28 protein-coding genes are annotated in these 20,680 nt (G+C 63.1%); 16 read left to right on the top strand and 12 right to left on the bottom strand.

Annotated elements, in window-relative coordinates:
• Positions 1 to 204 precede the first annotated feature (204 nt).
• Together dnaG and rpoD are read left to right on the top strand one after the other, a co-directional pair.
• Positions 205 to 2,049, top strand: a complete 1,845-nt coding sequence (dnaG, locus tag AC4GYV_RS05580; RefSeq protein WP_491099668.1) for a DNA primase — start codon at positions 205 to 207, stop codon at positions 2,047 to 2,049.
• Between the two features lie 13 nt (positions 2,050 to 2,062).
• Positions 2,063 to 4,114, top strand: a complete 2,052-nt coding sequence (gene rpoD, locus AC4GYV_RS05575) for an RNA polymerase sigma factor RpoD (protein WP_491099667.1) — start codon at positions 2,063 to 2,065, stop codon at positions 4,112 to 4,114.
• 31 nt (positions 4,115 to 4,145) lie between these two features.
• Here the strand turns inward: rpoD and AC4GYV_RS05570 are convergent, their stop codons facing one another.
• A complete protein-coding gene (locus AC4GYV_RS05570) occupies positions 4,146 to 4,457 on the bottom strand; it encodes a GIY-YIG nuclease family protein (protein ID WP_491099666.1) in 312 nt (103 codons plus the stop codon).
• A 175-nt stretch (positions 4,458 to 4,632) separates the two neighbouring features.
• Between AC4GYV_RS05570 and AC4GYV_RS05565 the strand changes: the two genes are divergently transcribed.
• Positions 4,633 to 5,217, top strand: coding sequence for a DUF2059 domain-containing protein (locus AC4GYV_RS05565; RefSeq protein ID WP_491099665.1), 585 nt, complete (start codon positions 4,633 to 4,635; stop codon positions 5,215 to 5,217).
• Between the two features lie 84 nt (positions 5,218 to 5,301).
• Here AC4GYV_RS05565 and AC4GYV_RS05560 read toward each other — a convergent pair whose 3' ends face one another.
• The 3 genes from AC4GYV_RS05560 to AC4GYV_RS05550 form a co-directional block, all read right to left on the bottom strand.
• Complete coding sequence (locus tag AC4GYV_RS05560) at positions 5,302 to 6,276, bottom strand: HAD family hydrolase (RefSeq protein ID WP_491099664.1); 975 nt, start codon at positions 6,274 to 6,276, stop codon at positions 5,302 to 5,304.
• A 19-nt stretch (positions 6,277 to 6,295) separates the two neighbouring features.
• Positions 6,296 to 7,051: a 2'-5' RNA ligase family protein gene (locus tag AC4GYV_RS05555; protein WP_491099663.1), complete on the bottom strand. Its 756-nt coding sequence runs from the start codon at positions 7,049 to 7,051 to the stop codon at positions 6,296 to 6,298.
• Between the two features lie 369 nt (positions 7,052 to 7,420).
• Positions 7,421 to 7,747 carry a nuclear transport factor 2 family protein gene (locus AC4GYV_RS05550; RefSeq protein ID WP_491099662.1) on the bottom strand — a complete coding sequence of 109 codons (327 nt, stop codon included), beginning with the start codon at positions 7,745 to 7,747 and terminating at the stop codon, positions 7,421 to 7,423.
• A gap of 322 nt (positions 7,748 to 8,069) precedes the next feature.
• Between AC4GYV_RS05550 and AC4GYV_RS05545 the strand changes: the two genes are divergently transcribed.
• The 6 genes from AC4GYV_RS05545 (at position 8,070) to AC4GYV_RS05520 (ending at position 11,062) form a co-directional block, all read left to right on the top strand.
• Complete coding sequence (locus AC4GYV_RS05545; protein WP_491099661.1) at positions 8,070 to 8,411, top strand: ArsR/SmtB family transcription factor; 342 nt, start codon at positions 8,070 to 8,072, stop codon at positions 8,409 to 8,411.
• Positions 8,408 to 8,884 carry an ArsI/CadI family heavy metal resistance metalloenzyme gene (locus tag AC4GYV_RS05540; RefSeq protein WP_491099660.1) on the top strand — a complete coding sequence of 159 codons (477 nt, stop codon included), beginning with the start codon at positions 8,408 to 8,410 and terminating at the stop codon, positions 8,882 to 8,884. Before AC4GYV_RS05545 ends, AC4GYV_RS05540 begins: the two co-directional genes overlap by 4 nt.
• Positions 8,881 to 9,387, top strand: coding sequence for an arsenate reductase ArsC (locus AC4GYV_RS05535; RefSeq protein WP_491099659.1), 507 nt, complete (start codon positions 8,881 to 8,883; stop codon positions 9,385 to 9,387). Before AC4GYV_RS05540 ends, AC4GYV_RS05535 begins: the two co-directional genes overlap by 4 nt.
• Positions 9,377 to 10,069, top strand: a complete 693-nt coding sequence (locus AC4GYV_RS05530) for an aquaporin (protein WP_491100394.1) — start codon at positions 9,377 to 9,379, stop codon at positions 10,067 to 10,069. Before AC4GYV_RS05535 ends, AC4GYV_RS05530 begins: the two co-directional genes overlap by 11 nt.
• A 120-nt stretch (positions 10,070 to 10,189) precedes the next feature.
• Complete coding sequence (locus AC4GYV_RS05525) at positions 10,190 to 10,618, top strand: hypothetical protein (RefSeq protein ID WP_491099658.1); 429 nt, start codon at positions 10,190 to 10,192, stop codon at positions 10,616 to 10,618.
• 267 nt (positions 10,619 to 10,885) lie between these two features.
• Positions 10,886 to 11,062 (top strand): hypothetical protein, encoded by a 177-nt coding sequence (locus tag AC4GYV_RS05520; protein ID WP_491099657.1) that lies wholly within the window; start codon positions 10,886 to 10,888, stop codon positions 11,060 to 11,062.
• Positions 11,063 to 11,093: 31 nt separating this feature from the next.
• Here AC4GYV_RS05520 and AC4GYV_RS05515 read toward each other — a convergent pair whose 3' ends face one another.
• Entirely contained in the window at positions 11,094 to 11,699 is a 606-nt protein-coding gene (locus AC4GYV_RS05515; protein WP_491099656.1) for a DUF4142 domain-containing protein, read from the bottom strand.
• Between the two features lie 114 nt (positions 11,700 to 11,813).
• Between AC4GYV_RS05515 and AC4GYV_RS05510 the strand changes: the two genes are divergently transcribed.
• The 3 genes from AC4GYV_RS05510 (at position 11,814) to AC4GYV_RS05500 (ending at position 12,920) form a co-directional block, all read left to right on the top strand.
• The gene (locus AC4GYV_RS05510; RefSeq protein WP_491099655.1) at positions 11,814 to 12,224 is read left to right on the top strand and encodes a DUF3597 domain-containing protein; all 411 of its coding nucleotides are present in this window, start codon (positions 11,814 to 11,816) and stop codon (positions 12,222 to 12,224) included.
• A 201-nt stretch (positions 12,225 to 12,425) separates the two neighbouring features.
• Positions 12,426 to 12,668: a YgaP family membrane protein gene (locus AC4GYV_RS05505; protein ID WP_491099654.1), complete on the top strand. Its 243-nt coding sequence runs from the start codon at positions 12,426 to 12,428 to the stop codon at positions 12,666 to 12,668.
• A gap of 75 nt (positions 12,669 to 12,743) precedes the next feature.
• Positions 12,744 to 12,920: a hypothetical protein gene (locus tag AC4GYV_RS05500; RefSeq protein WP_491099653.1), complete on the top strand. Its 177-nt coding sequence runs from the start codon at positions 12,744 to 12,746 to the stop codon at positions 12,918 to 12,920.
• Positions 12,921 to 12,927: 7 nt separating this feature from the next.
• Here the strand turns inward: AC4GYV_RS05500 and AC4GYV_RS05495 are convergent, their stop codons facing one another.
• A complete protein-coding gene (locus AC4GYV_RS05495) occupies positions 12,928 to 13,449 on the bottom strand; it encodes a hypothetical protein (RefSeq protein ID WP_491099652.1) in 522 nt (173 codons plus the stop codon).
• 121 nt (positions 13,450 to 13,570) lie between these two features.
• Between AC4GYV_RS05495 and AC4GYV_RS05490 the strand changes: the two genes are divergently transcribed.
• Positions 13,571 to 14,197, top strand: coding sequence for a YidH family protein (locus tag AC4GYV_RS05490; RefSeq protein ID WP_491099651.1), 627 nt, complete (start codon positions 13,571 to 13,573; stop codon positions 14,195 to 14,197).
• Here the strand turns inward: AC4GYV_RS05490 and AC4GYV_RS05485 are convergent, their stop codons facing one another.
• Positions 14,198 to 14,755, bottom strand: coding sequence for a hypothetical protein (locus tag AC4GYV_RS05485; RefSeq protein WP_491099650.1), 558 nt, complete (start codon positions 14,753 to 14,755; stop codon positions 14,198 to 14,200). It abuts the gene before it with no gap.
• Positions 14,756 to 14,974: 219 nt separating this feature from the next.
• Entirely contained in the window at positions 14,975 to 15,496 is a 522-nt protein-coding gene (locus AC4GYV_RS05480; RefSeq protein ID WP_491099649.1) for a GNAT family N-acetyltransferase, read from the bottom strand.
• A 123-nt stretch (positions 15,497 to 15,619) separates the two neighbouring features.
• Here AC4GYV_RS05480 and AC4GYV_RS05475 point away from each other — a divergent pair, with 123 nt between their 5' ends.
• Complete coding sequence (locus AC4GYV_RS05475; RefSeq protein WP_491099648.1) at positions 15,620 to 16,369, top strand: hypothetical protein; 750 nt, start codon at positions 15,620 to 15,622, stop codon at positions 16,367 to 16,369.
• Here AC4GYV_RS05475 and msrB read toward each other — a convergent pair.
• Both msrB and AC4GYV_RS05465 read right to left on the bottom strand, forming a co-directional pair.
• The gene (gene msrB, locus AC4GYV_RS05470) at positions 16,366 to 16,857 is read right to left on the bottom strand and encodes a peptide-methionine (R)-S-oxide reductase MsrB (RefSeq protein ID WP_491099647.1); all 492 of its coding nucleotides are present in this window, start codon (positions 16,855 to 16,857) and stop codon (positions 16,366 to 16,368) included. The two genes, AC4GYV_RS05475 and msrB, sit on opposite strands and share 4 nt — an antisense overlap.
• Before the next feature lie 30 nt (positions 16,858 to 16,887).
• Positions 16,888 to 17,736 (bottom strand): trypsin-like peptidase domain-containing protein, encoded by an 849-nt coding sequence (locus AC4GYV_RS05465; protein WP_491099646.1) that lies wholly within the window; start codon positions 17,734 to 17,736, stop codon positions 16,888 to 16,890.
• Between the two features lie 50 nt (positions 17,737 to 17,786).
• Here AC4GYV_RS05465 and AC4GYV_RS05460 point away from each other — a divergent pair, with 50 nt between their 5' ends.
• Positions 17,787 to 18,986: a chymotrypsin family serine protease gene (locus AC4GYV_RS05460; protein ID WP_491099645.1), complete on the top strand. Its 1,200-nt coding sequence runs from the start codon at positions 17,787 to 17,789 to the stop codon at positions 18,984 to 18,986.
• 28 nt (positions 18,987 to 19,014) lie between these two features.
• Here the strand turns inward: AC4GYV_RS05460 and panD are convergent, their stop codons facing one another.
• Positions 19,015 to 19,422 (bottom strand): aspartate 1-decarboxylase, encoded by a 408-nt coding sequence (gene panD, locus AC4GYV_RS05455; protein WP_491099644.1) that lies wholly within the window; start codon positions 19,420 to 19,422, stop codon positions 19,015 to 19,017.
• A gap of 272 nt (positions 19,423 to 19,694) precedes the next feature.
• Here panD and AC4GYV_RS05450 point away from each other — a divergent pair, with 272 nt between their 5' ends.
• Positions 19,695 to 19,991, top strand: coding sequence for a PspC domain-containing protein (locus AC4GYV_RS05450; protein WP_491099643.1), 297 nt, complete (start codon positions 19,695 to 19,697; stop codon positions 19,989 to 19,991).
• A gap of 5 nt (positions 19,992 to 19,996) precedes the next feature.
• On the opposite strand, the gene AC4GYV_RS05445 is transcribed toward AC4GYV_RS05450, so the two are convergent.
• Positions 19,997 to 20,668, bottom strand: a complete 672-nt coding sequence (locus AC4GYV_RS05445; protein WP_491099642.1) for a DUF6975 family protein — start codon at positions 20,666 to 20,668, stop codon at positions 19,997 to 19,999.
• Positions 20,669 to 20,680: the final 12 nt, after the last annotated feature.

The following is a 20,680-nucleotide window of genomic DNA, read 5'->3' as shown; positions in this document are numbered from 1 at the left end:
CTCCGCTCAGCGATCTGCCGCCGCTGTGTGCCGGAACGCGTAGAGATTAACCCTATTTGCTTCGTTTCGTGCATGGAATGAATCGAGCTAAATCAAACCCTTGCCGGCTTTCGTCGCCAACAACGCGATTCGCCACCTGTGGATAACTCGCCCCCGCGCGCTTGCGGGCCCGTGAGTCGCAGTGCAACACACTGACTTCCTTAGATGACGCTGTCGCCTGCCTTCCTCGACGAGCTTCGCGCTCGAACGGTCCTGTCGGCTGTCATCGCGCCGTCGGTGAAGCTGATCCGCGCGGGCCGAGAATGGAAGGCCTGCTGCCCCTTCCATAACGAGAAGACGCCAAGCTTCACGGTCAACGACGACAAGGGTTTCTATCACTGCTTCGGCTGCGGCGCGCACGGCGACGCGATCCGCTTCCTGACCGACAATCGTGGCATGCAGTTCATGGACGCGGTGAAGGAGCTCTCGGCCAAGGCCGGCCTCGAAGTCCCCGCGCCTGATCCTCAGGCCCGCGAACGCGCCGAACGCACATCGACCCTTACCGACGTGATGGGTGAAGTCGCCAAATGGTACGCCGAGCAGCTGCAGGGCATCGGCGGCGCGGACGCTCGTGAGTATCTGAAGCGCCGCGGCATCGATCAGCAGACCGTTGTGCGGTTCGGAATGGGTCTGGCACCCGACAGCCGGACGGCCCTGAAGCGCGCCCTATCGCACATCGAGGAATCGAAACTCGTAGATACCGGCATGCTCATCAGGCCAGAGGAGTCGGGCAAGGAAACCTACGATCGCTTCCGCGGCCGCCTGATGATCCCGATCCGCGACCCTCGCGGTCGCGTCATCGGCTTCGGCGGACGCATCCTTGGCGAGGGCGAGCCGAAGTACCTCAACTCCCCTGACACGCCCCTCTTCGACAAGGGGCGGACGCTCTACAACATCGACCGCGCCAGCCCCGCGAGCCGCTCCGCCATGCGCCTGATCGTCGTCGAGGGCTACATGGACGTGATCGCCCTCGACCGTGCCGGCATTTCCGAAGCGGTTGCGCCGAACGGCACCGCAGTCACAGAGGCGCAGCTCGAGCGCATGTGGCGGCTCGATCCGTCGCCGATCATGTGCTTCGACGGCGACAGCGCTGGCCGCAAGGCCGCGATCCGCGCGGCACTGCGCGCCCTGCCCCACATCACACCCGAGCGCACGCTGCGCTTCATCGAGCTTCCGGCGGGCCAGGACCCGGATGACGTCATCCGCAACGGCGGCCGCGAGGCAATGGAAGAGCTTCTCGCCAATCCGGAGCCGCTCGACGCCCGCCTCTGGCGCCACGAGCTGGAGGCGGAGCCGCTCAACACGCCCGAAGCCTGGGCCGGCCTCAAGCAGCGCCTCATCACCCACGCCTCCACCATCGGCCATGCAGACCTCAGCCGCATCTATCGCGAGGACTGGCTCAACCGCTTCTACGAGCTACGCCGCCCGCAGCAGGCGCAGGGTCAGCAGCGCCCCGCCTTCACCCCGCGCCGCGGCACCTTCAAGAACGGCCGCTTCGTCCCGCCGACGCCGCCCGTCGGCGGCGAAGCCCGCGCCATTGCCTCAAGCGGGATTGACGCACCGACGGCCCGCGCGCTCATCCTCGGTTTCGCCAATTTTCCGGAGGAATTGCCCGCCCATTGCGAGCAGCTCGCCTCCCTCCCCATCTCGGACAAAGGCACCGCGCAGATCCGCGACGAGCTGGTCAACGCGGCCTTCTCCGGCGCCGCGCTTGATCAGGGCGCCCTTCACACCATATTGGGCAACGATGGAGCAACGGGCGGTAAAGGCCCACGCGCCATGGGCTTTTCCTTCACCCGACGCGACAGCGACCCGGACCGCGCCCGAAGCGATCTGGCTGCAGCGGTAGAGATCATCTCCGCGGCGGAGGAAGTCGAGAAGGCCCTTGTAAGTGCAACGGAACGGCTGATGCAGGACACCACTGAGGAAGCCTTTGAAGAACAGCAGCGCCTGAAGCAGGCGCAACAGGAACTCAAGCAGAGGCTGGCAGAACTTGCCGGCACTGACTAAGCGGCGGAACAACATGGCGAAAAACGAAGCAACAGAAGTCGAAACGGCGGAAGCGGGCGATGCCCCCCTGCTCGACCTCAACGACGCGTCGATCAAGAAGCTGATCGCCCGTGCCAAGAAGCGCGGCATCATCACCGTCGACGAGCTGAACGAGGCCCTGCCCTCCGACCAAATGTCCCCCGACCAGATCGAGGACGTCATGTCCGCGCTCAACGAAATGGGCGTGCAGGTCGTCGAGAGCGCTGAGGACAGCGAGGACGACGACGAGGACAAGGACAGCGACAGCGGCACCGAGGACGAGGTCGATCCGCTTGACGACGGCGGCCCCCGCCCGGCTGCTGCGACCAAGAAGGAACCGACCGACCGCACCGACGACCCGGTCCGCATGTACCTGCGGGAGATGGGCGCCGTTGAGCTCCTGTCGCGTGAGGGCGAGATCGCCATCGCCAAGCGCATCGAGGCCGGCCGCGACACCATGATCTGGGGCCTCTGCGAAAGCCCGATCACCTTCAACGCCATCATCGGCTGGTCCAACGCCCTCAACGAAGGCCGCATGCAGCTGCGCGAGATCATCGATCTCGAAGCCATGCTGTCCAAGGGCCCGACTGCCGAGCAGCTGACCGAGGCCGAGGAAGGCGGCGAAGGCGCCGAGGGCGAGATCAGCGAGAAGAACGCCGGCCCGACCATCAAGGAAGAGGAAGAGGTCGAGGACGAGCCCGAAGAGAAGTCCGACGACGACGAGGATATGGTCGAGCGCCGTGCCCGTCCGCAGGAATCGGGTGACGACGACGAGGACAACACGCTCTCCCTCGCGCAGATGGAAGAGACGCTGAAGCCCGCCGCGCTCGAAAAGTTCGCGGAGATCACGTCGATCTTCAAGAAGTTCTCCAAGGTCCAGGGCAGCCGCATGGACGCGCTCCAGGCCGGCCAGGATTTCCCCGCCGCCGAGGAGAAGAAGTACCAGAAGCTCCGCGAGGACCTCACCGCGCAGGTGGAGAGCGTCCAATTCCACGGCAGCAAGATCGAGTATCTCGTCGAGCAGCTCTACAGCTACAACCGCCGCCTGACCGCGCTTGGCGGTCAGATGCTGCGGCTTGCCGAGCGTCACCGCGTGCCGCGCAAGGCGTTCCTCGAAAGCTACATGGGCCGTGAGCTCGACGAGAATTGGCTGAGGGACGTCGCCAAGCTCGACAAGAAGTGGGCCGCCTTCGCCGCGGCGGAAGCCGACACGGTCGAGCGCATCCGCAACGAGATCAGCACCATCGCGCAGGGCACCGGCACCTCGCTCGGTGAATTCCGCCGCATCGTCAACCAGGTGCAGAAGGCGGAGCGCGAAGCCCGCATCGCGAAGAAGGAAATGGTCGAAGCGAACCTTCGCCTCGTCATCTCCATCGCCAAGAAATACACCAACCGCGGCCTGCAGTTCCTGGACCTCATCCAGGAAGGCAATATCGGCCTGATGAAGGCGGTCGATAAGTTCGAGTACCGCCGCGGCTACAAGTTCAGCACCTATGCGACCTGGTGGATCCGGCAGGCGATCACCCGCTCGATCGCCGACCAGGCGCGCACCATCCGCATCCCGGTGCACATGATCGAAACGATCAACAAGCTGGTCCGGACCGGCCGCCAGTTCCTGCACGAAACCGGCCGCGAAGCGACTCCGGAGGAGCTTGCCGAGCGCCTCTCCATGCCGCTCGAAAAGGTCCGCAAGGTCCTCAAGATCGCCAAGGAGCCGATCAGCCTCGAAACGCCGATCGGCGACGAGGAAGACAGCCACCTCGGCGACTTCATCGAGGACAAGAATGCGGTCATCCCGGTCGACGCCGCGATCCAATCCAACCTCAAGGAAACGGTGACGCGAGTCCTCGCCTCACTCACCCCCCGCGAAGAGCGCGTGCTCCGCATGCGCTTCGGCATCGGCATGAACACCGATCACACGCTGGAAGAGGTCGGGCAGCAGTTCAGCGTCACCCGCGAGCGTATTCGTCAGATTGAGGCGAAGGCGCTGCGCAAGCTGAAGCATCCGTCGCGTAGCCGGAAGATGAGGTCGTTCTTAGACCAGTGACGTCATCCCTGCCTCGAGCCGGGATCCGCCTTCACGTCACCGCCAACGGCTCGAACCCAAGATCCACCGCGAGATCCCGCCAGGTCGGGTTCTCGGCGTGGATCAGTTCGTACTTCCACTCCCGCGGCCAGCGCTTGATCCTTTTCTCGCGAACGATCGCGGCATCCATGGTTTCGTGGACTTCAAACCAAACGAGCCGCTTGATCCCGTAGCGCTTGGTAAACCCCTCGGCGACGCCCTCCCGGTGCTGCCAGATCCGCCCAGACAGGTCGGAAGTGACACCCGTGTACAGCGTGCTGTGAGACGCCCGAGCGAGGATGTAGACGCAAGGCTGCCGATCCATGCGGCTATCAAGAACAAGGCGGATGCCGGAGCAAGTCCGGCATGACGCACCGTGTCGCCAACCGTCACCCCGGACTTGATCCGGGGTCCGCCTCCTTACAGTGGGCACCGACTTGATCCCGCCCCCACTCCCTCTACCATCCCCCTCGCTCGGACGAGTGTGAGAGGGGTTGCACATGAAGAAGTTTCTCAGCCCACTAGCAGGCGCGTGCGTCGTCGCGCTCGCATCCACGGCCGCATCGGCCCAGGCGCCGGATCAGGCGAAGCTCGCAGAGGCCCGCGCGATCATCGAGATCGCCTCGCCGCCCGCCGAGCGCCAGGCGACGATCGAAAAGCTGATGCAGCGGATGATCGCGCCCGTCGTCCAGAACATCAAGATGGACGAGGTCAAGGATCCCGGCCTCAAGGCCCTGTTCAAGGGCTTCATCACCCAGACCTTCGACATCCAGCGTCCGGTCATGGCCAGGTTCATGCCCGCGATGTTCGACGCGATGGCCGTCGCCTACACCCACGAATTCACCCTCGCCGAGCTGAAGGACGTTCATGCCTTTGCGCTGACCCCGGCAGGCCGCCATTTTCTGTCGAAGTCCCCGGCGGTTGCCGCCGATCCGGCAGTGCTGAAGGTGATAGGCGAAATGACCGCGGCGACGCAGGAGCAAATGAAGCCGGTCATTGCCGACTTCAAGACGAAGCTGACAGCCTACCTCCAGGCGCACCCCGAAGCGGCAGAGCAGATCAAGGCGCAATACGGGGGCAAGTAGGCGAGCCGCCGAGCGCAGCGAAGCCGGCGTAGAGTCTGCTTTCGACCCATTGCGGACATTAGCTCCACCGTCAAAATCAACACTTCAGGCGAGGATGCGACTGGGCTGTACCTTGATCTCAATGGTCTGCTCGGACTGATCCGCCGAAACAAAGACGGTGCGCCAATCATTGCGCATGCTGGTCACGACGATCCCATATTCGTCGGCCTTGTCGAGCGCCTCGGACAAGGGGCTGAGCTTGAAATCGCGGTCGTAAGCAAATTCGCGCTCGGCGTCGTCGTGATGCAACAGCAACGCCAGACGCGGCCCTTCACCGGTCTTCACGAAACGCAACATAGCTAGGTCGCCGTCCGAGTTTCCAAAGGCCAGGATCGGACGCTTGCCGATATGCAGCTGGATGTTCTGCGGCTTGGCCTCGCGATCGTCGAAGCTGTCGAGCTCCGCTTCCTTGACCAACACGCCGCGCTCGTCCTCGACGTCGAATCGCAGCTTGACGCTGGATCCGATGACTTGCTCCGGCGGAATACCGTAGGCTCGCTCAGCAAATGAGCGCACGAAGTCCATTCCGCCGCCAGTGACGATGTACGTCTTGAACCCGTTCTTGCGCAGATATTCGAGCAACTCGATCTGCGGTTGGTACGTCAGACTATCGAAAGTCCTTCCGAGCTTCGGATGCTTCGCGGCTTTCAACCATGAAGTTGCGAGCAGTTCGAAGGTATCGGTCGTCATGCCCGCATGGGTCGCGAAAGCGACTTCGAAGACGCCCTGCTTTCCCAGACTCTGGATGGTCGGAAGGTCATGCTCCAGGAACGCCTTGAAGGGCTGCCGGTCCCGCATGGTCGGGTCCTTTTCCGCGAGCTCGGCGAGCCGGTGCAAGGCAAAGAAGACCTGGGTCTGAAGAGGCTGCTCGGACCAGAGCGTGCCGTCATTGTCGAAGGTCGCTATGCGCTCGGCTGGGGGGACATAATCCGGCCCTCCTTCTGCAGTCACTCGCTCGACGAAATCGACGATCGCACGCTTGGCTGGCCCATCGGACCAGGATGGGAGGACGTTTGCCATAAGCCCGGCTCGCTTTCGCTTATTGTTGCTGGGGCGTCGTCGATACAGTGGCTGAAGCAGCCGTCGCCGGCGTCCAGGTCCACAGGCGCGTCCGTGCAGTCCCGAAATTGCCGAGATGATAGATCGAAACGCTTGCAGGGCTGAACGTCACTGGCGCGAGAGGTTCGGCTTCGATCTTCTTCAGCACGTCCATCGTCGCCATCCCGGTCGTGATGTGCGGCAGGTAATTGTCGCCGGATTCTTTCGGCACGAATTCCTTGACGTAGGTGATCGTCGGCAAGTTGATCGTTTGGCCCGGGTCCTGAACGAACGCGTTCGCGTCCCCGCTCGCGGCCGTGTAGGGTGCCAAAGCCTCGGCAACCGAATGCTGCAACGCGCGCAGCTGGGGAGTCGGTTGCACCAGCAGGAAGAGCAGGCCGATGTCGCCCATTCCGGGTTGCGCTGGCATGCCGAGGGAAGCGGCCGAAACCGCATGCAGGCGAAGAGTCTGGAGCTTCAGCGAGCGCGGGTCCTGTTTCGCGAGCACGCCAGCCACAGCCGCTTCGATTGCACCGAGATCATTGGCGTGGACGTAGCGCTGCATCATGGTGATGTGCGGCGCGTGGGTGTCGCCAAGCGCAAAGCTCGCCGGGAAAGCTGCCCGCACCTTGCCGTTCACGCCGGTGGCCGCAGCGATCGCTGCGGCGTCGGGATCGAGCAGCACATCGATCGCGATAATGTCCGTCTGGCCGGTTGACGCCTTAGGAGTAGCTTCTGCAACGTCGCCGATTGTCATAAGGAGGGCTCCCAAAATGGCTGCCCCGCAGAATGCAGAAACCTTCAGCATGTAGGGCGCCCCTAACCGAAACGCTGGGGCATTTAGGTTAGGCATGGAAGTGGCGATATCGGTGGAAACGTGGGCGCCAGTCTCGGCATGAGTCCGGAGGCGGAAGGGCACGCAGCCTGAAAGGCTAACGTCCGCTTTCCACCCAAATGCGACATTAGAGACTTCGGTCAAAACTCGCTTCCGAGCCCACCCAAGCCGTCACGGGAGTAAATCCCGTGACGTCAGTCCTGTCCGCTTCGCGGCAGGCTGGCCGGCTTTCGCGCACTCTTCGACGTAAGTTCGTCTTTGCTCCGCAAAGCCGCTCTTACGCTCGGGCGCTCAACCGATCCTCAATTCGCTGATCTGGTCGCCATCCAGCACGAAGCGGAAGTCCAGTTCGATCGGGCTGCCCGGGAAGGTGCCCGACACGCCGGTCGTCACCACCGTGGCTCCGCCCTCCTCCCGCGCGGCGCGAGGCGTTTGCACCATCTGGTATTGGCGGAACGTCTCTTCGGCCCAGCCGCGGATCGCTTCGCGGCCGTGATGGTCCTGGCGCTCGTCGTGAACCCTCGCGTCGTCCTTGAACAATGCGGCGAGCGCGTGCGCATCATGGGCGTTGCTGGCCTCGAAGTAGGTGGAGATTGGCGGTGCAAGGCTGATCGGCATGGAAACCCTTTCCTGCTGGTCGCGTGGGAGATGGCTCCGCCCGATGTCCGCCGCAAGGTCGAATTCCCTGTCCTACAGCGACCAACCTGTGGTCCAAGAACGCCCATGACCGAACGCACCCAACCTCCCGTCTTTAGCCATTGGGGTGGACTGCACTTTCGCCCGCGTACGCACTACGACTTTTGTCGTCACTGCGAAGTTAAGTGAAGATCGGGCGCGGGCCGTGAGTGAAAACTCGGGTCATTTCGAGAAGTCTCGAATAGTCCTTGACGCCACGCCTCCGTTCTGAGATTTCGAGTCCCATCGAAATGAGGAATCTCTGATGCGGGCAGGTTCGGCTATCGAGGCACTCGGCGCGCTGGCGCAGGAACATCGCCTCGCCCTCTTCCGCCTGCTGGTGCAGGCCGGTGACAAGGGTATGGCGGCGGGCGCGATCGCCGATGCGCTGGGCGTTCCCAACAGCTCCTTGTCCTTTCACCTGGCGCAGCTCCGGAATGCCGGGCTGATCCTGCAGGAACGGCAGCACCGCTCGCTCATCTACCGCGCCAACTATCCGGCGATGAACGCCCTAGTCGATTACCTCATGGAAAATTGCTGCGCCGGTGCCGACTGCGGAACCGCGACGGCCTGCGAAGCCCCTGCCCAGGAAAGGAAGTCTGCATGAAGCGTCTGCACGTCCATGTCGGGGTTCAGGACCTCGACCAGTCGGTCCGGTTCTACTCGACGCTGTTCGCCGCAGAACCCACCGTCCTCAAGGACGATTACGCCAAGTGGATGCTCGAGGATCCGCGGGTCAATTTCGCCATTTCTAGCGGCAACCACGCCGCCAACGGCATCGAACATCTCGGCATCCAGGTCGAAAGCACGGAAGAGCTGAGCGAGGTTTACGGCCGCCTCAAGGCCGCCGACGCGCCAGTGCTCGAAGAGGGTGCGACGACCTGCTGCTATGCCAAGAGCGAGAAGTCGTGGATCGCCGATCCTGACGGCGTGGTGTGGGAGGCGTTCCACACCAATGGCGAAGCGACGGTCTATGGCGACAGTCCCACGCTGACCGCTCTGTCGGCGAATGCGTCCCAAGGCGCCTGCTGCACCCCCGCCATGCCGCAACCAAAGCAAGCGTCGAGCTGCTGCCAATGAGCGGCCGGGTCTACAACGTCCTGTTCCTCTGCACCGGGAACAGCGCACGATCGATCCTCGCCGAAGCGATCCTCAACAAGGATGGCGCCGGCCGCTTCCGCGCCTTCTCGGCTGGAAGCCATCCGAAGGGCGAAGTCCATCCCGGCGCGCTGCGGCTGCTGAAGCAGCTCGGGTATCCGACCGAAGGCTATCGGTCGAAAAGCTGGGACGAGTTCGCCGCTGAGGGCGCGCCGCCGCTCGATTTCGTCTTCACCGTTTGCGACAATGCGGCCGGCGAGATGTGCCCGATCTGGCCGGGCCAGCCCATGACCGCCCACTGGGGGATCGAGGATCCTGCGGCCGCTTCGGATTCGAAGCAGGACCGCGCATTCCGCGAGGCATATTTCGCCCTGCAGCGGCGGATCGGTCTGTTCCTATCGCTGCCGATCGAGAGCATCGACGACCTCAGCCTGCAGACGCGGTTAAGGGAGATTGGACGAACCGGCGACCAGGATGCCGCCTGACGCGCCGCCTCCCCTAGCCCGCCGCGTAGTTGCGGAAGGGCTCGGTGCTTTCTTCCTTTTCGCCTGCGTCATCGGCTCAGGGATCATGGCCTCGCGGCTGGCGGGCGGGAATGATGCGATCGCCTTGCTTGGCAACACGCTCGCGACCGGCGCGATGCTGTTCGTGCTGATTGCCATGCTCGGGCCGATCTCGGGCGCCCACATGAACCCCGCCGTCAGCCTCGTTGCCGCCTTCCGCCGGGAGCTTAGCTGGGGCGACGCCGCCGCCTATATCGCTGCGCAATTCGCCTTCGGCATCCTCGGCGCCTGGGCCGCGCACCTGATGTTCGGGCTTCCGACGCTGGAGCTGTCGGTGAAGGCGCGAACCGGCCTCGGCCAGTGGACCGGCGAGTTCATCGCCACCTTCGGGCTGATCCTGACGATCCTCGGCACTCTCCGCTTTCGCCGCGACTGGGTCCCCGCAACCGTCGCCCTCTACATCACCGCCGCTTACTGGTTCACCTCGTCCACCAGCTTCGCCAACCCGGCGATCACCGTCGCCCGGAGCATCACCAACACCTTCGCGGGCATCGCGCCGCGCGACGTGCCCCTGTTCATCGTCGCGCAGCTGCTCGGTGCCGCAGCCGCAGCACTCACCGCACGGTGGCTGTTCGACGAGGATCATGCGCTCCCGGGCGCCTGATTGACTCTACTGCTGTTCGGGAGCACCTGCCGCGCCCGGCGCGATGGGGGCCCTTTCGGGAGATCGCGCCACATTTGAATCCCTGGTGAGCGTCCACGCACAACCGAAGGGGCTTTAAGCATGAAACAGGTGATGAAACTCGCCACCGCGGCGGCGCTCGGCGCCATCGTGTCGGGCACGATCGTCCACGCGCAGGCTGGAACGGCGGAACCGCCGAAGGCCAGGATCGCGCTCTACCGGGCTGCTCCGGGCCAGCAGATTGCGCTGCTTCGCTGGCTCGCCCAGCAGGACCGGATCTCGCAGTCCGTCGGCCTCGCTCCATCCAAGCTCTACGCCCACACCGACGGCGACAGCTGGGATTATCTGGCGATCGATCCGGTGACGACGCCGGCGCAGGACGCGGCGGTCGATGCGGCTGCGAAGAAGGCCGGCCTAGCCGCCGGTCCCGCCGCCTCAATCGAGTTCCGCAAATATGTCTCCACCCACACCGACACCTTCGCGATCGGGCCGGTCACGCCCGCGCAATATCTCGCGATGGCCGGGCAGTAACCCGCGTTCAGGCTCCGGGAGTGGCGGGCTTCGTGTTAGGCTCGGCCACACCCGGAAGCCCGCGCTTCTTTCCGCGGCGGCGAAAGTCTTCGATCTGCCGCCACAGGTTCAATGTCTTTGTGTCCATATCGGCAGCGCAACGTCGGCTCGCCGACTCTAGTTCCGATCCTGCCGGCGCAGGACGCGCTCGTCACTGTGAAGATAAGTGAAGATTGAACAGCAGGCGGCTGGCCGCCTGGTCCTTTTTCTTTTATATCCAGACACTTGATGGCGCCGACACCGAACAGTCCCGACAGCCGCCGCAACCGCATCGGCTGCTTCGCCATCCTCGGCATCCTGGCGCTATTCGTCGCGCTCTATCTGCTCGTAAGCTTCCACGCGAAGCCGGGCAACAACGTCGCCGAGAACATCCAGACGGTGCCCGCAGCGCCTGCCCGGAAATAGGCAGGCGCTGTCCTGCAGCGGCCTTGGGCTGCTACTTCAGGCCCTGCGCCATGTTGAGGTGCGCCGTCACGGTCGGGATCAGCCCGGTGGCAAAGGCCTTGAGCGCCGCATTGTCGCCCGACGTCGAGTAGTTCTTCAGCACGTCGAGCGTCTTGGTGTGGGCGTCGACCTGGGCTTGCTTGTAGGCCGTGTCGAACGCCGCGCCATTCTGGCCCTTGAGGCTGTCAAGCATCGCCTGCTGCTCGGCCGTCAACGTGTCGTCCGGCGTGATCGGCGGGTTCATGCCGCTCACCGTGCTCTTCAGCTTCGCCGTCGAAGCGGTGTGAGCGGTGATCATCTGCTGAGCGAACTTCTTCACCGCCGCCGAGCTGGCCTGCGACGCCGCCAACTTGGAGCTTTCGATCTCGAACTTATCGCTTGCTGCTGCAGCGTTGACGAAGCCCTGGGCCGTGAGCGGCGACGGAGCGACGGCGGCCGCATTCGTTTCCGCCATGTTCGTTTCGCCCATGTTGCCCATGGCACCGTTGTCGGTGACGTTGAGGTCGGTCGCCCCGGTGTTGTTGGCGTTGTCATGCTTGGCGCAAGCGCCCAACGCGAGCACCGCACCCGATACGAAAATCACTAGCCTGTTGTTCATCACACTCTCCTCGCGGGCGGCAAAACGAGCGTGCAGCGCGGGCGTTCCTACCGTTACGGAGGGACCCGAGGCCCACGAGCTTCGTTCAACCAGCCAACAACTGGAGGAAACGGCGTGAGCATATTCGGCAACATCATGAACAAGATCTTCCACCACGGCTCGGCGAACCAGGGTCAGGCGCAGTCGCAAGCTCCGGCGCCTGCTGGTGCCGCTCCCGCCGCACCGCAAGCAGCGCCTAGCGCTCCCGCCGCCCCTGCCCAGCCGCAGAATGTCGACGTCGGTGCAGTGCTCAGCGAAATGGCCGCGGCGAAGGGCGGCGGCGGCAATTATCAGACGTCGATCGTCGACCTGCTGAAGCTGCTCGACCTCGATTCAAGCCTCAACGCCCGCAAGGAGCTCGCCAACGAGCTCAACGTCCATGTCGGCGCCGACGGCAGCGCCGAGGAGAACATCGCGCTTCACAAGGCGGTGATGCAGAAGCTGGCCGAAAACGGCGGTGTGGTTCCGGACAGCCTCCGCAACTAGCGCCCGCTTGCCTACAGACTTCCCGGTGTGCTCCAAGCTCGGTCGCAGTCCGGCGGGCTCGGCTCTCCCGCGCGCGCGTGGAGGAGCGAACTTAGCGAAGTTCCGGGTCGGCAGTTGGCGATTTCATGGTCATCGCGCCTTGGTTTCCGTAAATTATAGTCTAGAAGCCGACATACGAGGCTAACAACGGGGTTAGGCAACATGGCCAGGAATGTCGGACCGGAAGATCGTGTCGTTCGTATCGTCGTCGCGCTTGGGCTTGGGCTTCTCGTCTACCTCGACGTCGTGCCTGGCCAGATTGCCCGCATCATTGTCGGCGTGCTCGCGGTCTATCTGCTGCTGAGCGGCATCCTCGCGCGCTGCATTCTGTACAAGGCGATCGACGTCGACACGTCGATCCAGGAGCAGCCCTACTCCACCACGGACGACCGGGCCGGATTGTAATCTTTCCTCCACCCGCTGTTTGGGTGGACGGCCTTATCCCTCAAGGCTCCTTCGAAGCCGAAGAGGGAGGAAGCCATGAAAAAGTTCGTGTTCGCACTGACCGCGCTGAGCCTGCTAGCCAGCTCGGCCCCGTCCTTCGCTGCGTCCCAATGCCGCGACAAGAGTGGCAAATTCGTGAAGTGTCCGCAGGCAAAGGCCAAGGCAGCTCCTTGCCGTGACGCCAAGGGGCACTACACCAAGTGCACCAAGTAAGGCGGGCCTAGCCGAACTCTGATTCACCTGCTTCGCGTCTCGGCGCGATCCAGGTGATCAGGTCCCACTCGTTGCGGATCGCCGACAGCAATATGGCAGTAAGCACTGCAGCGAGACCGTAATGCGCCCACGGCAGGCTCTGCCATAAGGCGAACGCTACGGCGCAGAAGACCAAGTAGAGCACGGTCGGGATCACTCCGTAGAACCAAATGTCGGTCCAGTGCACCTCGGTGCGCAGCCGCCAGATGCCGATGGTCGAAGCGATACCCCTCGCCAGGCCCCATAGCGCGACGATGCCGACGATCGCCGAAAAAAGATTGCGGCTGATGTGCGGCACCAAAGCCGCCGCGCTGACCACCAGCACGAAGCTTACCTCCAGCACGATCGGCCCCATGTAGAGCTTCGATCCAGTCAGGACGCTCGACCGCGACCGGTCCTGCATGAGGCTGATGACGACGAAGATGAGGCCGATCAGCACCGCCGCCGCGGAGCCGATCAGCAGAAAGAACTCGCCCCAATGCTCAAACATCGCTCGCGTCTCCTACGGCCAGCGTAACAAGAGTAACCGAGCAAGCAACAACCGGGGTTTACCCGCATGGCTGCGCCACTGCCGGCACGTGAAAATCAGCCGAGCTCGTGAAGGAATTCCGATGGCGAACGATGCTGCAGCCCAAAAACGGCCAGAGCGCGAGAAGAATGCGCCCCTGCCTGCCATTCCGAACCCTGATCCGACCAATGCCGACGCGGCGTCGGTGGAATATTCGCACTATCGGACGGGCCTGTCGCACCATCGGACCCAACTTTCCGAGCACCGCACCGACCTTTCTGAATATCGAACCGATCTGTCCGGGAATCGCACTGAGCTGTCGATGCGGCGGACAGGAATGTCGATCCAACGGACCCGGATGAGCGCAGACCGCACCCTGATGTCGGTAATCCGCACGTCACTTTCACTGATCGGCTTCGGATTCACGATCTACGAAGCATTCAGGAAAGCGTTTGAAGCAGGCGCGATTCACAGTGCCCGTTCGCCGCGCAATTTCGGATTGTCGCTGATCATTCTCGGGATGATCCTGCTCGTCGGCGGGATCCTCCGGCACATTCAATTCGCGCTGGAGCTTCGTGCCAGGAGGGGTCAGCTGGTCCATGACGAGCTGATCCATGGCGAAAGCGCCTATCCGGTCTCGATGACTTTGGTCACCGCAATCCTGTTGCTCCTGATCGGGTTGATTGCGGCAATCAGCATACTGACAGGTGTCAGCCTGTTCGGCTTCTGATCATCGGAAGAGACCCACGAACTCCAGCGCAACGAATGCGCCCAGGCCGATACGTTGCGCGGTACGGTTCGCAAGTGGAATCAAGACCAGAGGCATGATCAGCCTCACCGCCAGCCAGACCTCTCGCCAGCCATAGTCATGTGACTGGTCGAGGAAAATCTTCGAAATCGCCATGGCCAACGGGGGAATGAATAGGATCGACAGGATCAGCTTCCGGTGCCTGAGGTAGTGACCCTCCAGGGAGTTCTCAGCCTGTTTTTCCTCCCCGGGAAACATCGCCCGGCTGATGAACACATAGGGCATGGCGACAGCTGAAGCCGCGACCATCTGCCACCCGTTCACCTCCACGACGTGCCGGACGTGCCACATCGTCAGCCAGACGTTCATGCCGCCGAGCATGACGATGGCGCACAGAAGAGGTGGGCACGCTCCAACTTCGATTTTCTCGCAATTCCGCCACATGTCGGCAAAGCCGATTGCGACATTGGCGACGGCGATTCCAAGCAGCAGCCCGTAAAACGTGAACAGATAGTCGAACGGGGTCATGCCACTGCCCATTTAAGAACCTTAGCGCAGCGTTCGCGGCACGCGAAACCTAGTTGTTATGCTTACCTTTCAGGCAACCATGATCCTTGGGATGGGATTAAACCCTGCCCGGTAAACAGTTCCGAGCAGCGCAGCCTTGGACTGAAGCGAGCTCGGGCGGCGCTGCTGAGACCAGAGTACGGAAGCCCTGCCTATCCTCGATCCCAAACCCAGGCAGGGCTTCTTCCTCTCTCAGCTTTTCGCCGAAATGGTCAGCTCTCGCTGCATGTAGACCGAATCGAGCCAACGCTCCTTCTTCCAGCCTACGGCCCGCAGCCGACCGGCCTCCGCGAACCCGCATCCGGCGTGCAGCTTGATCGAAGCGGGCTCCGCTCCACCGATGACGGCAACCATCGTCCGGAAGCCGGAAGCCGCTGACCGCTCCAGCAGCGCCTGAAGCAACGTCCTGCCGATTCCCCGGCCCATCCAATCGGCGTGAACGTAAATGCTGTTCTCACAAGTGAAACGGTAAGCTTCACGATCGCGGAACTGGGTTGCGTAGGCGTAGCCAATTACCACCCCGTCCCGCTCCGCGACCAGGAACGGCCAATTGGCGTCGAGCACACCAAGGATCTTCGCCTTCATGAACTCCGGCGGCGGCGGATCAATGTCATAGGATGCGGTGCCGTTCAGCACATGATGCGCGTAGATCTCGGCGATCGCCTCAGCGTCGCTCACATGCGCCTCGCGGATCAGCACTTCGGTCTTCAGCACGAATGCGTGGGTGCAGCCGACGAATTGCCTGCGCAAGGTGAGAATCGCACGCGACTTTCACTTACGGTTCACGTCAACGGCCGCTAGAGTCAGCCGGACGCGACGCACCGACGATACGGATCCTTGTCCACCTACCGCCTCTCCGCGCCTTACGAACGCACCCCGATTCGACGCCGGCTCTCCGGTCTCGGGATGGCGCTTGCCATCAATATCGGGCTGCTGCTGATCCTGATGACGCTTGGGATTCTTCCAACCCCCGGACAGAAGCCCATGCGGGGAACAGTGGTCGATCTCCTTCCCGAGAGCCGCAACTCTTCTTCGCAGCAAACCGAGAAGACGCAGACTCATCGCCAGCAAAAAGTCGAGCAAAACAAGCCGGTTCCGAAGCCGCCGCCGATCATCTTGCCGACGAAGCCGACGCTTTCCACTCCCCCCGCGCCCCCTCAGAAGAGCCAATCGTGGGTGGAGATGAGCAAGGACGATCTGGCTGCTGCGGACATCTCGAAGCTGGGGTCGGCTGGAACGGGACATGCCGGCGACAGTGAGGTTGTTGGTCGCGGGCCAAACGGCGAGACCATGTACGCGGCCGAATGGGCTCGTGAGCCCACCAATGCTGAGCTTGGGGGCTATCTGCCCAAGAACGCTCCCGACGGATACGGCCTCATCGCCTGCAAGACGATCCCCGGTAATCGGGTCGACGATTGCATTGCGCTCGGCCAGTCACCGCTCGGCTCACACCTGGCCGGCGCCGTCCTCAATGCGGCCTGGCAGTTCCGCGTCAGGCCACCGCGTAAAGACGGAAGACCGCTGATCGGCTCCTGGGTTCGAATCCGGATCGATTACACCGGTTTTGGCCGCTCGGACTCCAACTAAGCGGCGGGCTCACCCTCGGGCGCTCCCCTGCCCAGCTTGTCCGGCAGTGGCTCACCCTCAGGCGTGAATGCCAGACTTACCGAGTTGATGCAGTAGCGCTGGCCGGTCGGCGGGGGGCCGTCATCGAAGACGTGGCCCTGGTGGGAGCCACAGCGCGTGCATACGATCTCGGTGCGCACCATGCCGTAGCTGGTGTCACGGATGTACTTCAAATGACCTTCCGCGAACGGCTGAGTAAAGCTCGGCCAACCCGTTCCGCTCTCGAACTTGGTACCCCCGTGGAACAGCGGGAGGCCGCAGAGCCGGCACGTGAAGACGCCGGGGCGTTTCTCGTTAAGGAAGATGCCGCAGAAAGGCGCCTCGGTCCCATGCTCGAGCAGGACGTGGCGCTCTTCGTCGTTTAGGTCGGCAACCAGTGCGTCGAACTGCTCCTTGGTCGGGGGCGTCAGATCAAATTGCGCTTGGGTTACAGCGGCGTCCTGCGGCATCGCGTTCTCCTTCGCCGCTGCCGTTACTCCTTATTGAGCAGGGTCGCGAGCACTCTCTGCCTGGGCCATGATCTGCTTCACCACCGTGGATGGAATGGCAAAACCAATGCCGATGTTGCCCGCAGTCATTTGACTTTGGCTGGGGCTGAACAGCGCCGAGTTGATGCCTACCAACTCGCCTTTCAGATTAATGAGCGCCCCGCCCGAATTGCCGGGATTGATCGGCGCGTCCGTCTGGATGAAGCGGCGCGTATCGCCCTGCCCGAGACCGCGATCGGTCGCGCTGATAATCCCGCTCGTGACCGTCTGGCCGAGGCCAAACGGATTACCGATCGCGACCACATAATCGCCGACCTGCAGCTTGGAGCTATCGCCGAGCGGCAGCGAAGGCAGGTTGCGCGCACGAATCCGGAGCACCGCGAGGTCGACGTTGGGTGCCGCGCCGACCAGCTCAGCCGGGAAGTGACGGCCGTCCTTCAGCCCGATCTCCACCGCGCGAGCATTCTGGATCACGTGAAAGTTCGTAATTACGAACCCGCGCCCGGCATCGAGAATTACGCCGGAGCCGGCGCTAACCGTCGGTTCGAGCGCCTGGTCGGGAATTCCGACATACTGACGGTAGAATGGATCGCGCAGCAGCGGGTTCTGCTCCGCCGGCGACGGCTGGAGCGTTGCGATGTTCACGACGGCGGGCGCCGTCTTCCGAACCAGTGGTGCAAGGCTTTGCGTCGGAGCGCCGGACAGAACGCGCGGCTCCGGCTCAGTTCCGCCGATCGGGATCCAGCGCGCGATAATCCCTCCGAGCACCGCGGCCAGAACGAGCAGCAGTATCAGCAACTGTACCGGGACTTTTGTGGTCGTATCGCGTCGATCAGCCATGCGGTTCACATAGCAGCAAAGTCTCGCCTGTTCTCGTGCTAGGCTCGGCCATGATCGGAATCAGAGCACTAGTCGCCGTCGTCCTGCTGAGTTTGGCTTCGGCCACTGCTGCTGCTGCGCAGGTCCTGACGCAGGACGAAGCTCTTGCGAACGATGCCGCGCAATATGCGGCTCATTACGGCGTATCAGGTGACGAGGCGTTTCGTCGGTTGAAGGCGCAGCAAGCTTCTGTCGCGGCGACCGACAGCATTGCCCAGGAGTTCGCCGGGCGACTTGCCGGTATTTCGATCGAACACACGCCCGAATATCGCGTCGTGGTCCTGCTGACGGGCGATGCGCCGGTAGCGGATAGGACGGCCGCAGGCGTGCCGATCACCTTCCGGACTGGCGCCAAGGCCACGCGAGCGCAGGCAATCCTGGCCCTACGCCAACACCTGATCGACCTTCGCTCCGAGCTGCCCGGTGCCCAAGGCGCCGGTTACGACCAGAGAAGCGGTGAAGTGGTTCTTCTTGTGAAGCCAGAAGATGCGGAGCGCTTTGGGGTGGGGGCCATCAAGGCTCGCGCCGAGCAGCTCGGCGGCGTTCCCGTGCGGGTCGTGATCAACAAGCTGATCGAGCAGAATATGAGCGTCGCGGGCGGTGAGCGGGTCGAAGGACTCAACACCCAAACCGGGCGGCGCAATGTGTGCACGTCCGGGTTCGTCGTGACCGATGGTAGCCGGACCGGCATCGCGACAGCAGCGCATTGCCCGAACGAGCTGACCTACGTCGATGCGGATGGACCAAGCGTTCCCCTGCCCTTCGTTGACCAGTTCGGTACCGGCTACCAGGACGTCCAGATCAATCTCAGTCCTGAGGCGAATGCGCCGCTTTTCTATGCTGATCGAGGCGCTGACTCGCTGAGGCGGCTGACCACCTGGCGGAATCGGGACAGCACGCGAGCTGGCGACTTCGTTTGCCACTTCGGCCAAAGCTCTGGCTACAGCTGCGCCGAGGTTCTTCTGACGGACTACGCGCCGCCGGGCGCGCTTTGCGGCGGGCCGTGCACCCCGACCTGGATCACGGTCAGCGGACCGAACTGCATCTCGGGCGACAGCGGCGGACCCGTGTTCAGCGGCAGCGTCGCCTTCGGTATCGCCAAGGGCGTCAACCGCACATCGGACGGCCGCTGCAACTTCTATTATTACATGTCGACGGATTATCTGCCGCCGCCGTGGCGGCTGATGGTGGCGGCTGATGGTGGCGGCTGATGGTGCCGGCTGATGGTGCCGGCGGACGTTACTCCGCCGCGATAAGGTCGCCGCGCTTCTGATTAGAGCCCGGCACCGGCTCGGCGGCGTCGTTGCCGAGCTTCACGATGCGGTTTTGCTCGTCCACGTGGACGACGCGCGGCTCAAGTGCCCGAGCTTCGGCGTCGCTCAGCACGGCGTAGGACATGATGATCACAAGATCGCCGGGGTGGACGAGATGTGCGGCGGCACCGTTGATGCCGATCACACCGCTGCCCCGCTCGCCGGGAATGACATAGGTCTCGATCCGGGCGCCATTGGTGATGTCGACGATCGCCACCTGCTCGCCTTCGAGCAGGTCGGCTGCCTCCATCAGCGCCGCATCCAGCGTGACCGAACCGACATAATCGAGATCAGCCTGCGTCACCGTGGCGCGGTGGATTTTCGACTTCATCATGATCCGCATCATTCTTGGGACCCAGCTCCTGAACGCTCCTAATCGGCGCGCCTCTATAAGATTTGCATCCGTTCGTCGAATATCAATGTTGCGCCGCAGCATCGCACTTGCAGCACAAGGTGAAAATTCCCAACTCTTCGGCGGCGGGATTGGCGCAATTCACAAACCTGGCGCATCTCGTCACATGCAAGCCATTGGAAACAATTGATTTCCGGTTTTGGCACGGCTCTTGCTCTGTACCCAGCACAAGCTTTGTCGAGGAGTTTAGGAAAATGTCAGCGCAGGAAAATCAGGTCGCACTTCCGCTTCGGGCCCACACCATTTTGGGCGTCTGCGAAGCGATCGGCGAGGATTTCGGGTTCAACCCGGTGTTCCTGCGCGTCCTGTTCGCAGCGTCGGTCCTGTGGAGCCCGGTTTATGCCATTGGCGCGTATTTCGCGCTGGGCGCCGTAGTGCTCGGTTCGCGCCTGCTCTTCCCGAAAGACCGTTCGTCGGCTTCGACTGAGGTCGAGCAGAATGTCGTCATCGAGAACAGCGCCGAGGAGCAGAAGCTTCCGCTGGCGGCCTGACGGCCTCAGTAGATATTGCGGGCGGCCGCTCGGGCTTCGAGAAGGTCGAACAGTGCGCGGTGCTGGAGCAGCAGCTGCTCACCGCCGAACGCCAGGGCACGCTCGCTCGCGGGCGTGTCCGAGGCGCGGTGGATCACCTCAATGATCGAGGATTCATCCGGCAGCGAGGGCGCCGGGCATTCGAGGCCGACGCGAGCTGCCGCACGGTCGAGCAGCCGGCGGATTGGCCACCAGTCGCCCACAAGGCTCGTAGCCGCACCGAGCGAGCAGCCTTTGCGCTCCGACGTAGCAAGCGTCTCAAGCGCGTGGCGTGCGGCAGCCAGGCTGGTCTCCGTCTCCGCGGCGCCAGGCGTGCTGGGCAGCGGGCCAACAGCGGAAGTCAGGCGAACGACGTACAGACGCTCGCGTTCGAAAGCTTCGGCGGCCCGATCGAGCCAGGTCTTGGCGTCGCCACTCGTAGTGCGCTGAAGCGCGAGTTCGATCAGTCCGGGGTAGCGGCCGTGAAGGCTGCAGAGCAGATGCACCGCGTCCGCGAGGTCGCTGGCCGCGTAGGGGCCCGTCGCTTCCAACAAGGCATTGAGATGCGAATGGCGCGCGCAGCCTTCGCCCGCGACGCGAGCTAGCTGTGCTTCGGCAACGCTGACCGGCTGTAAACTGACCGACCGGTTGATCGCCATTCCATTCCCCTC

It is taken from the genome of Sphingomonas sp. SP4 (genome assembly GCF_058313375.1).
The sequence above is the reverse complement of the archived record's forward strand: the minus strand, read 5'-3'. Positions and strand labels throughout refer to the sequence as shown.

What these genes read in the sequence shown, in the direction of transcription:
- AC4GYV_RS05570 (WP_491099666.1), bottom strand. Translation starts at nt 4,457, where the DNA reads ATGGATCGGCAGCCTTGCGTCTACATCCTCGCTCGGGCGTCTCACAGC.
- panD (WP_491099644.1), bottom strand. Translation starts at nt 19,422, where the DNA reads ATGATGAAGTCGAAAATCCACCGCGCCACGGTGACGCAGGCTGATCTC.
- AC4GYV_RS05500 (WP_491099653.1), top strand. Translation starts at nt 12,744, where the DNA reads ATGAAAAAGTTCGTGTTCGCACTGACCGCGCTGAGCCTGCTAGCCAGC.
- AC4GYV_RS05535 (WP_491099659.1), top strand. Translation starts at nt 8,881, where the DNA reads ATGAGCGGCCGGGTCTACAACGTCCTGTTCCTCTGCACCGGGAACAGC.
- AC4GYV_RS05545 (WP_491099661.1), top strand. Translation starts at nt 8,070, where the DNA reads ATGCGGGCAGGTTCGGCTATCGAGGCACTCGGCGCGCTGGCGCAGGAA.
- AC4GYV_RS05495 (WP_491099652.1), bottom strand. Translation starts at nt 13,449, where the DNA reads ATGTTTGAGCATTGGGGCGAGTTCTTTCTGCTGATCGGCTCCGCGGCG.
- AC4GYV_RS05540 (WP_491099660.1), top strand. Translation starts at nt 8,408, where the DNA reads ATGAAGCGTCTGCACGTCCATGTCGGGGTTCAGGACCTCGACCAGTCG.
- AC4GYV_RS05560 (WP_491099664.1), bottom strand. Translation starts at nt 6,276, where the DNA reads ATGGCAAACGTCCTCCCATCCTGGTCCGATGGGCCAGCCAAGCGTGCG.
- AC4GYV_RS05445 (WP_491099642.1), bottom strand. Translation starts at nt 20,668, where the DNA reads ATGGCGATCAACCGGTCGGTCAGTTTACAGCCGGTCAGCGTTGCCGAA.
- AC4GYV_RS05485 (WP_491099650.1), bottom strand. Translation starts at nt 14,755, where the DNA reads ATGGGCAGTGGCATGACCCCGTTCGACTATCTGTTCACGTTTTACGGG.
- AC4GYV_RS05450 (WP_491099643.1), top strand. Translation starts at nt 19,695, where the DNA reads ATGTCAGCGCAGGAAAATCAGGTCGCACTTCCGCTTCGGGCCCACACC.
- AC4GYV_RS05505 (WP_491099654.1), top strand. Translation starts at nt 12,426, where the DNA reads ATGGCCAGGAATGTCGGACCGGAAGATCGTGTCGTTCGTATCGTCGTC.
- msrB (WP_491099647.1), bottom strand. Translation starts at nt 16,857, where the DNA reads ATGCCGCAGGACGCCGCTGTAACCCAAGCGCAATTTGATCTGACGCCC.
- AC4GYV_RS05465 (WP_491099646.1), bottom strand. Translation starts at nt 17,736, where the DNA reads ATGGCTGATCGACGCGATACGACCACAAAAGTCCCGGTACAGTTGCTG.
- rpoD (WP_491099667.1), top strand. Translation starts at nt 2,063, where the DNA reads ATGGCGAAAAACGAAGCAACAGAAGTCGAAACGGCGGAAGCGGGCGAT.
- AC4GYV_RS05525 (WP_491099658.1), top strand. Translation starts at nt 10,190, where the DNA reads ATGAAACAGGTGATGAAACTCGCCACCGCGGCGGCGCTCGGCGCCATC.
- AC4GYV_RS05460 (WP_491099645.1), top strand. Translation starts at nt 17,787, where the DNA reads ATGATCGGAATCAGAGCACTAGTCGCCGTCGTCCTGCTGAGTTTGGCT.
- AC4GYV_RS05530 (WP_491100394.1), top strand. Translation starts at nt 9,377, where the DNA reads ATGCCGCCTGACGCGCCGCCTCCCCTAGCCCGCCGCGTAGTTGCGGAA.
- AC4GYV_RS05555 (WP_491099663.1), bottom strand. Translation starts at nt 7,051, where the DNA reads ATGACAATCGGCGACGTTGCAGAAGCTACTCCTAAGGCGTCAACCGGC.
- dnaG (WP_491099668.1), top strand. Translation starts at nt 205, where the DNA reads ATGACGCTGTCGCCTGCCTTCCTCGACGAGCTTCGCGCTCGAACGGTC.
- AC4GYV_RS05490 (WP_491099651.1), top strand. Translation starts at nt 13,571, where the DNA reads ATGGCGAACGATGCTGCAGCCCAAAAACGGCCAGAGCGCGAGAAGAAT.
- AC4GYV_RS05520 (WP_491099657.1), top strand. Translation starts at nt 10,886, where the DNA reads ATGGCGCCGACACCGAACAGTCCCGACAGCCGCCGCAACCGCATCGGC.
- AC4GYV_RS05550 (WP_491099662.1), bottom strand. Translation starts at nt 7,747, where the DNA reads ATGCCGATCAGCCTTGCACCGCCAATCTCCACCTACTTCGAGGCCAGC.
- AC4GYV_RS05515 (WP_491099656.1), bottom strand. Translation starts at nt 11,699, where the DNA reads ATGAACAACAGGCTAGTGATTTTCGTATCGGGTGCGGTGCTCGCGTTG.
- AC4GYV_RS05565 (WP_491099665.1), top strand. Translation starts at nt 4,633, where the DNA reads ATGAAGAAGTTTCTCAGCCCACTAGCAGGCGCGTGCGTCGTCGCGCTC.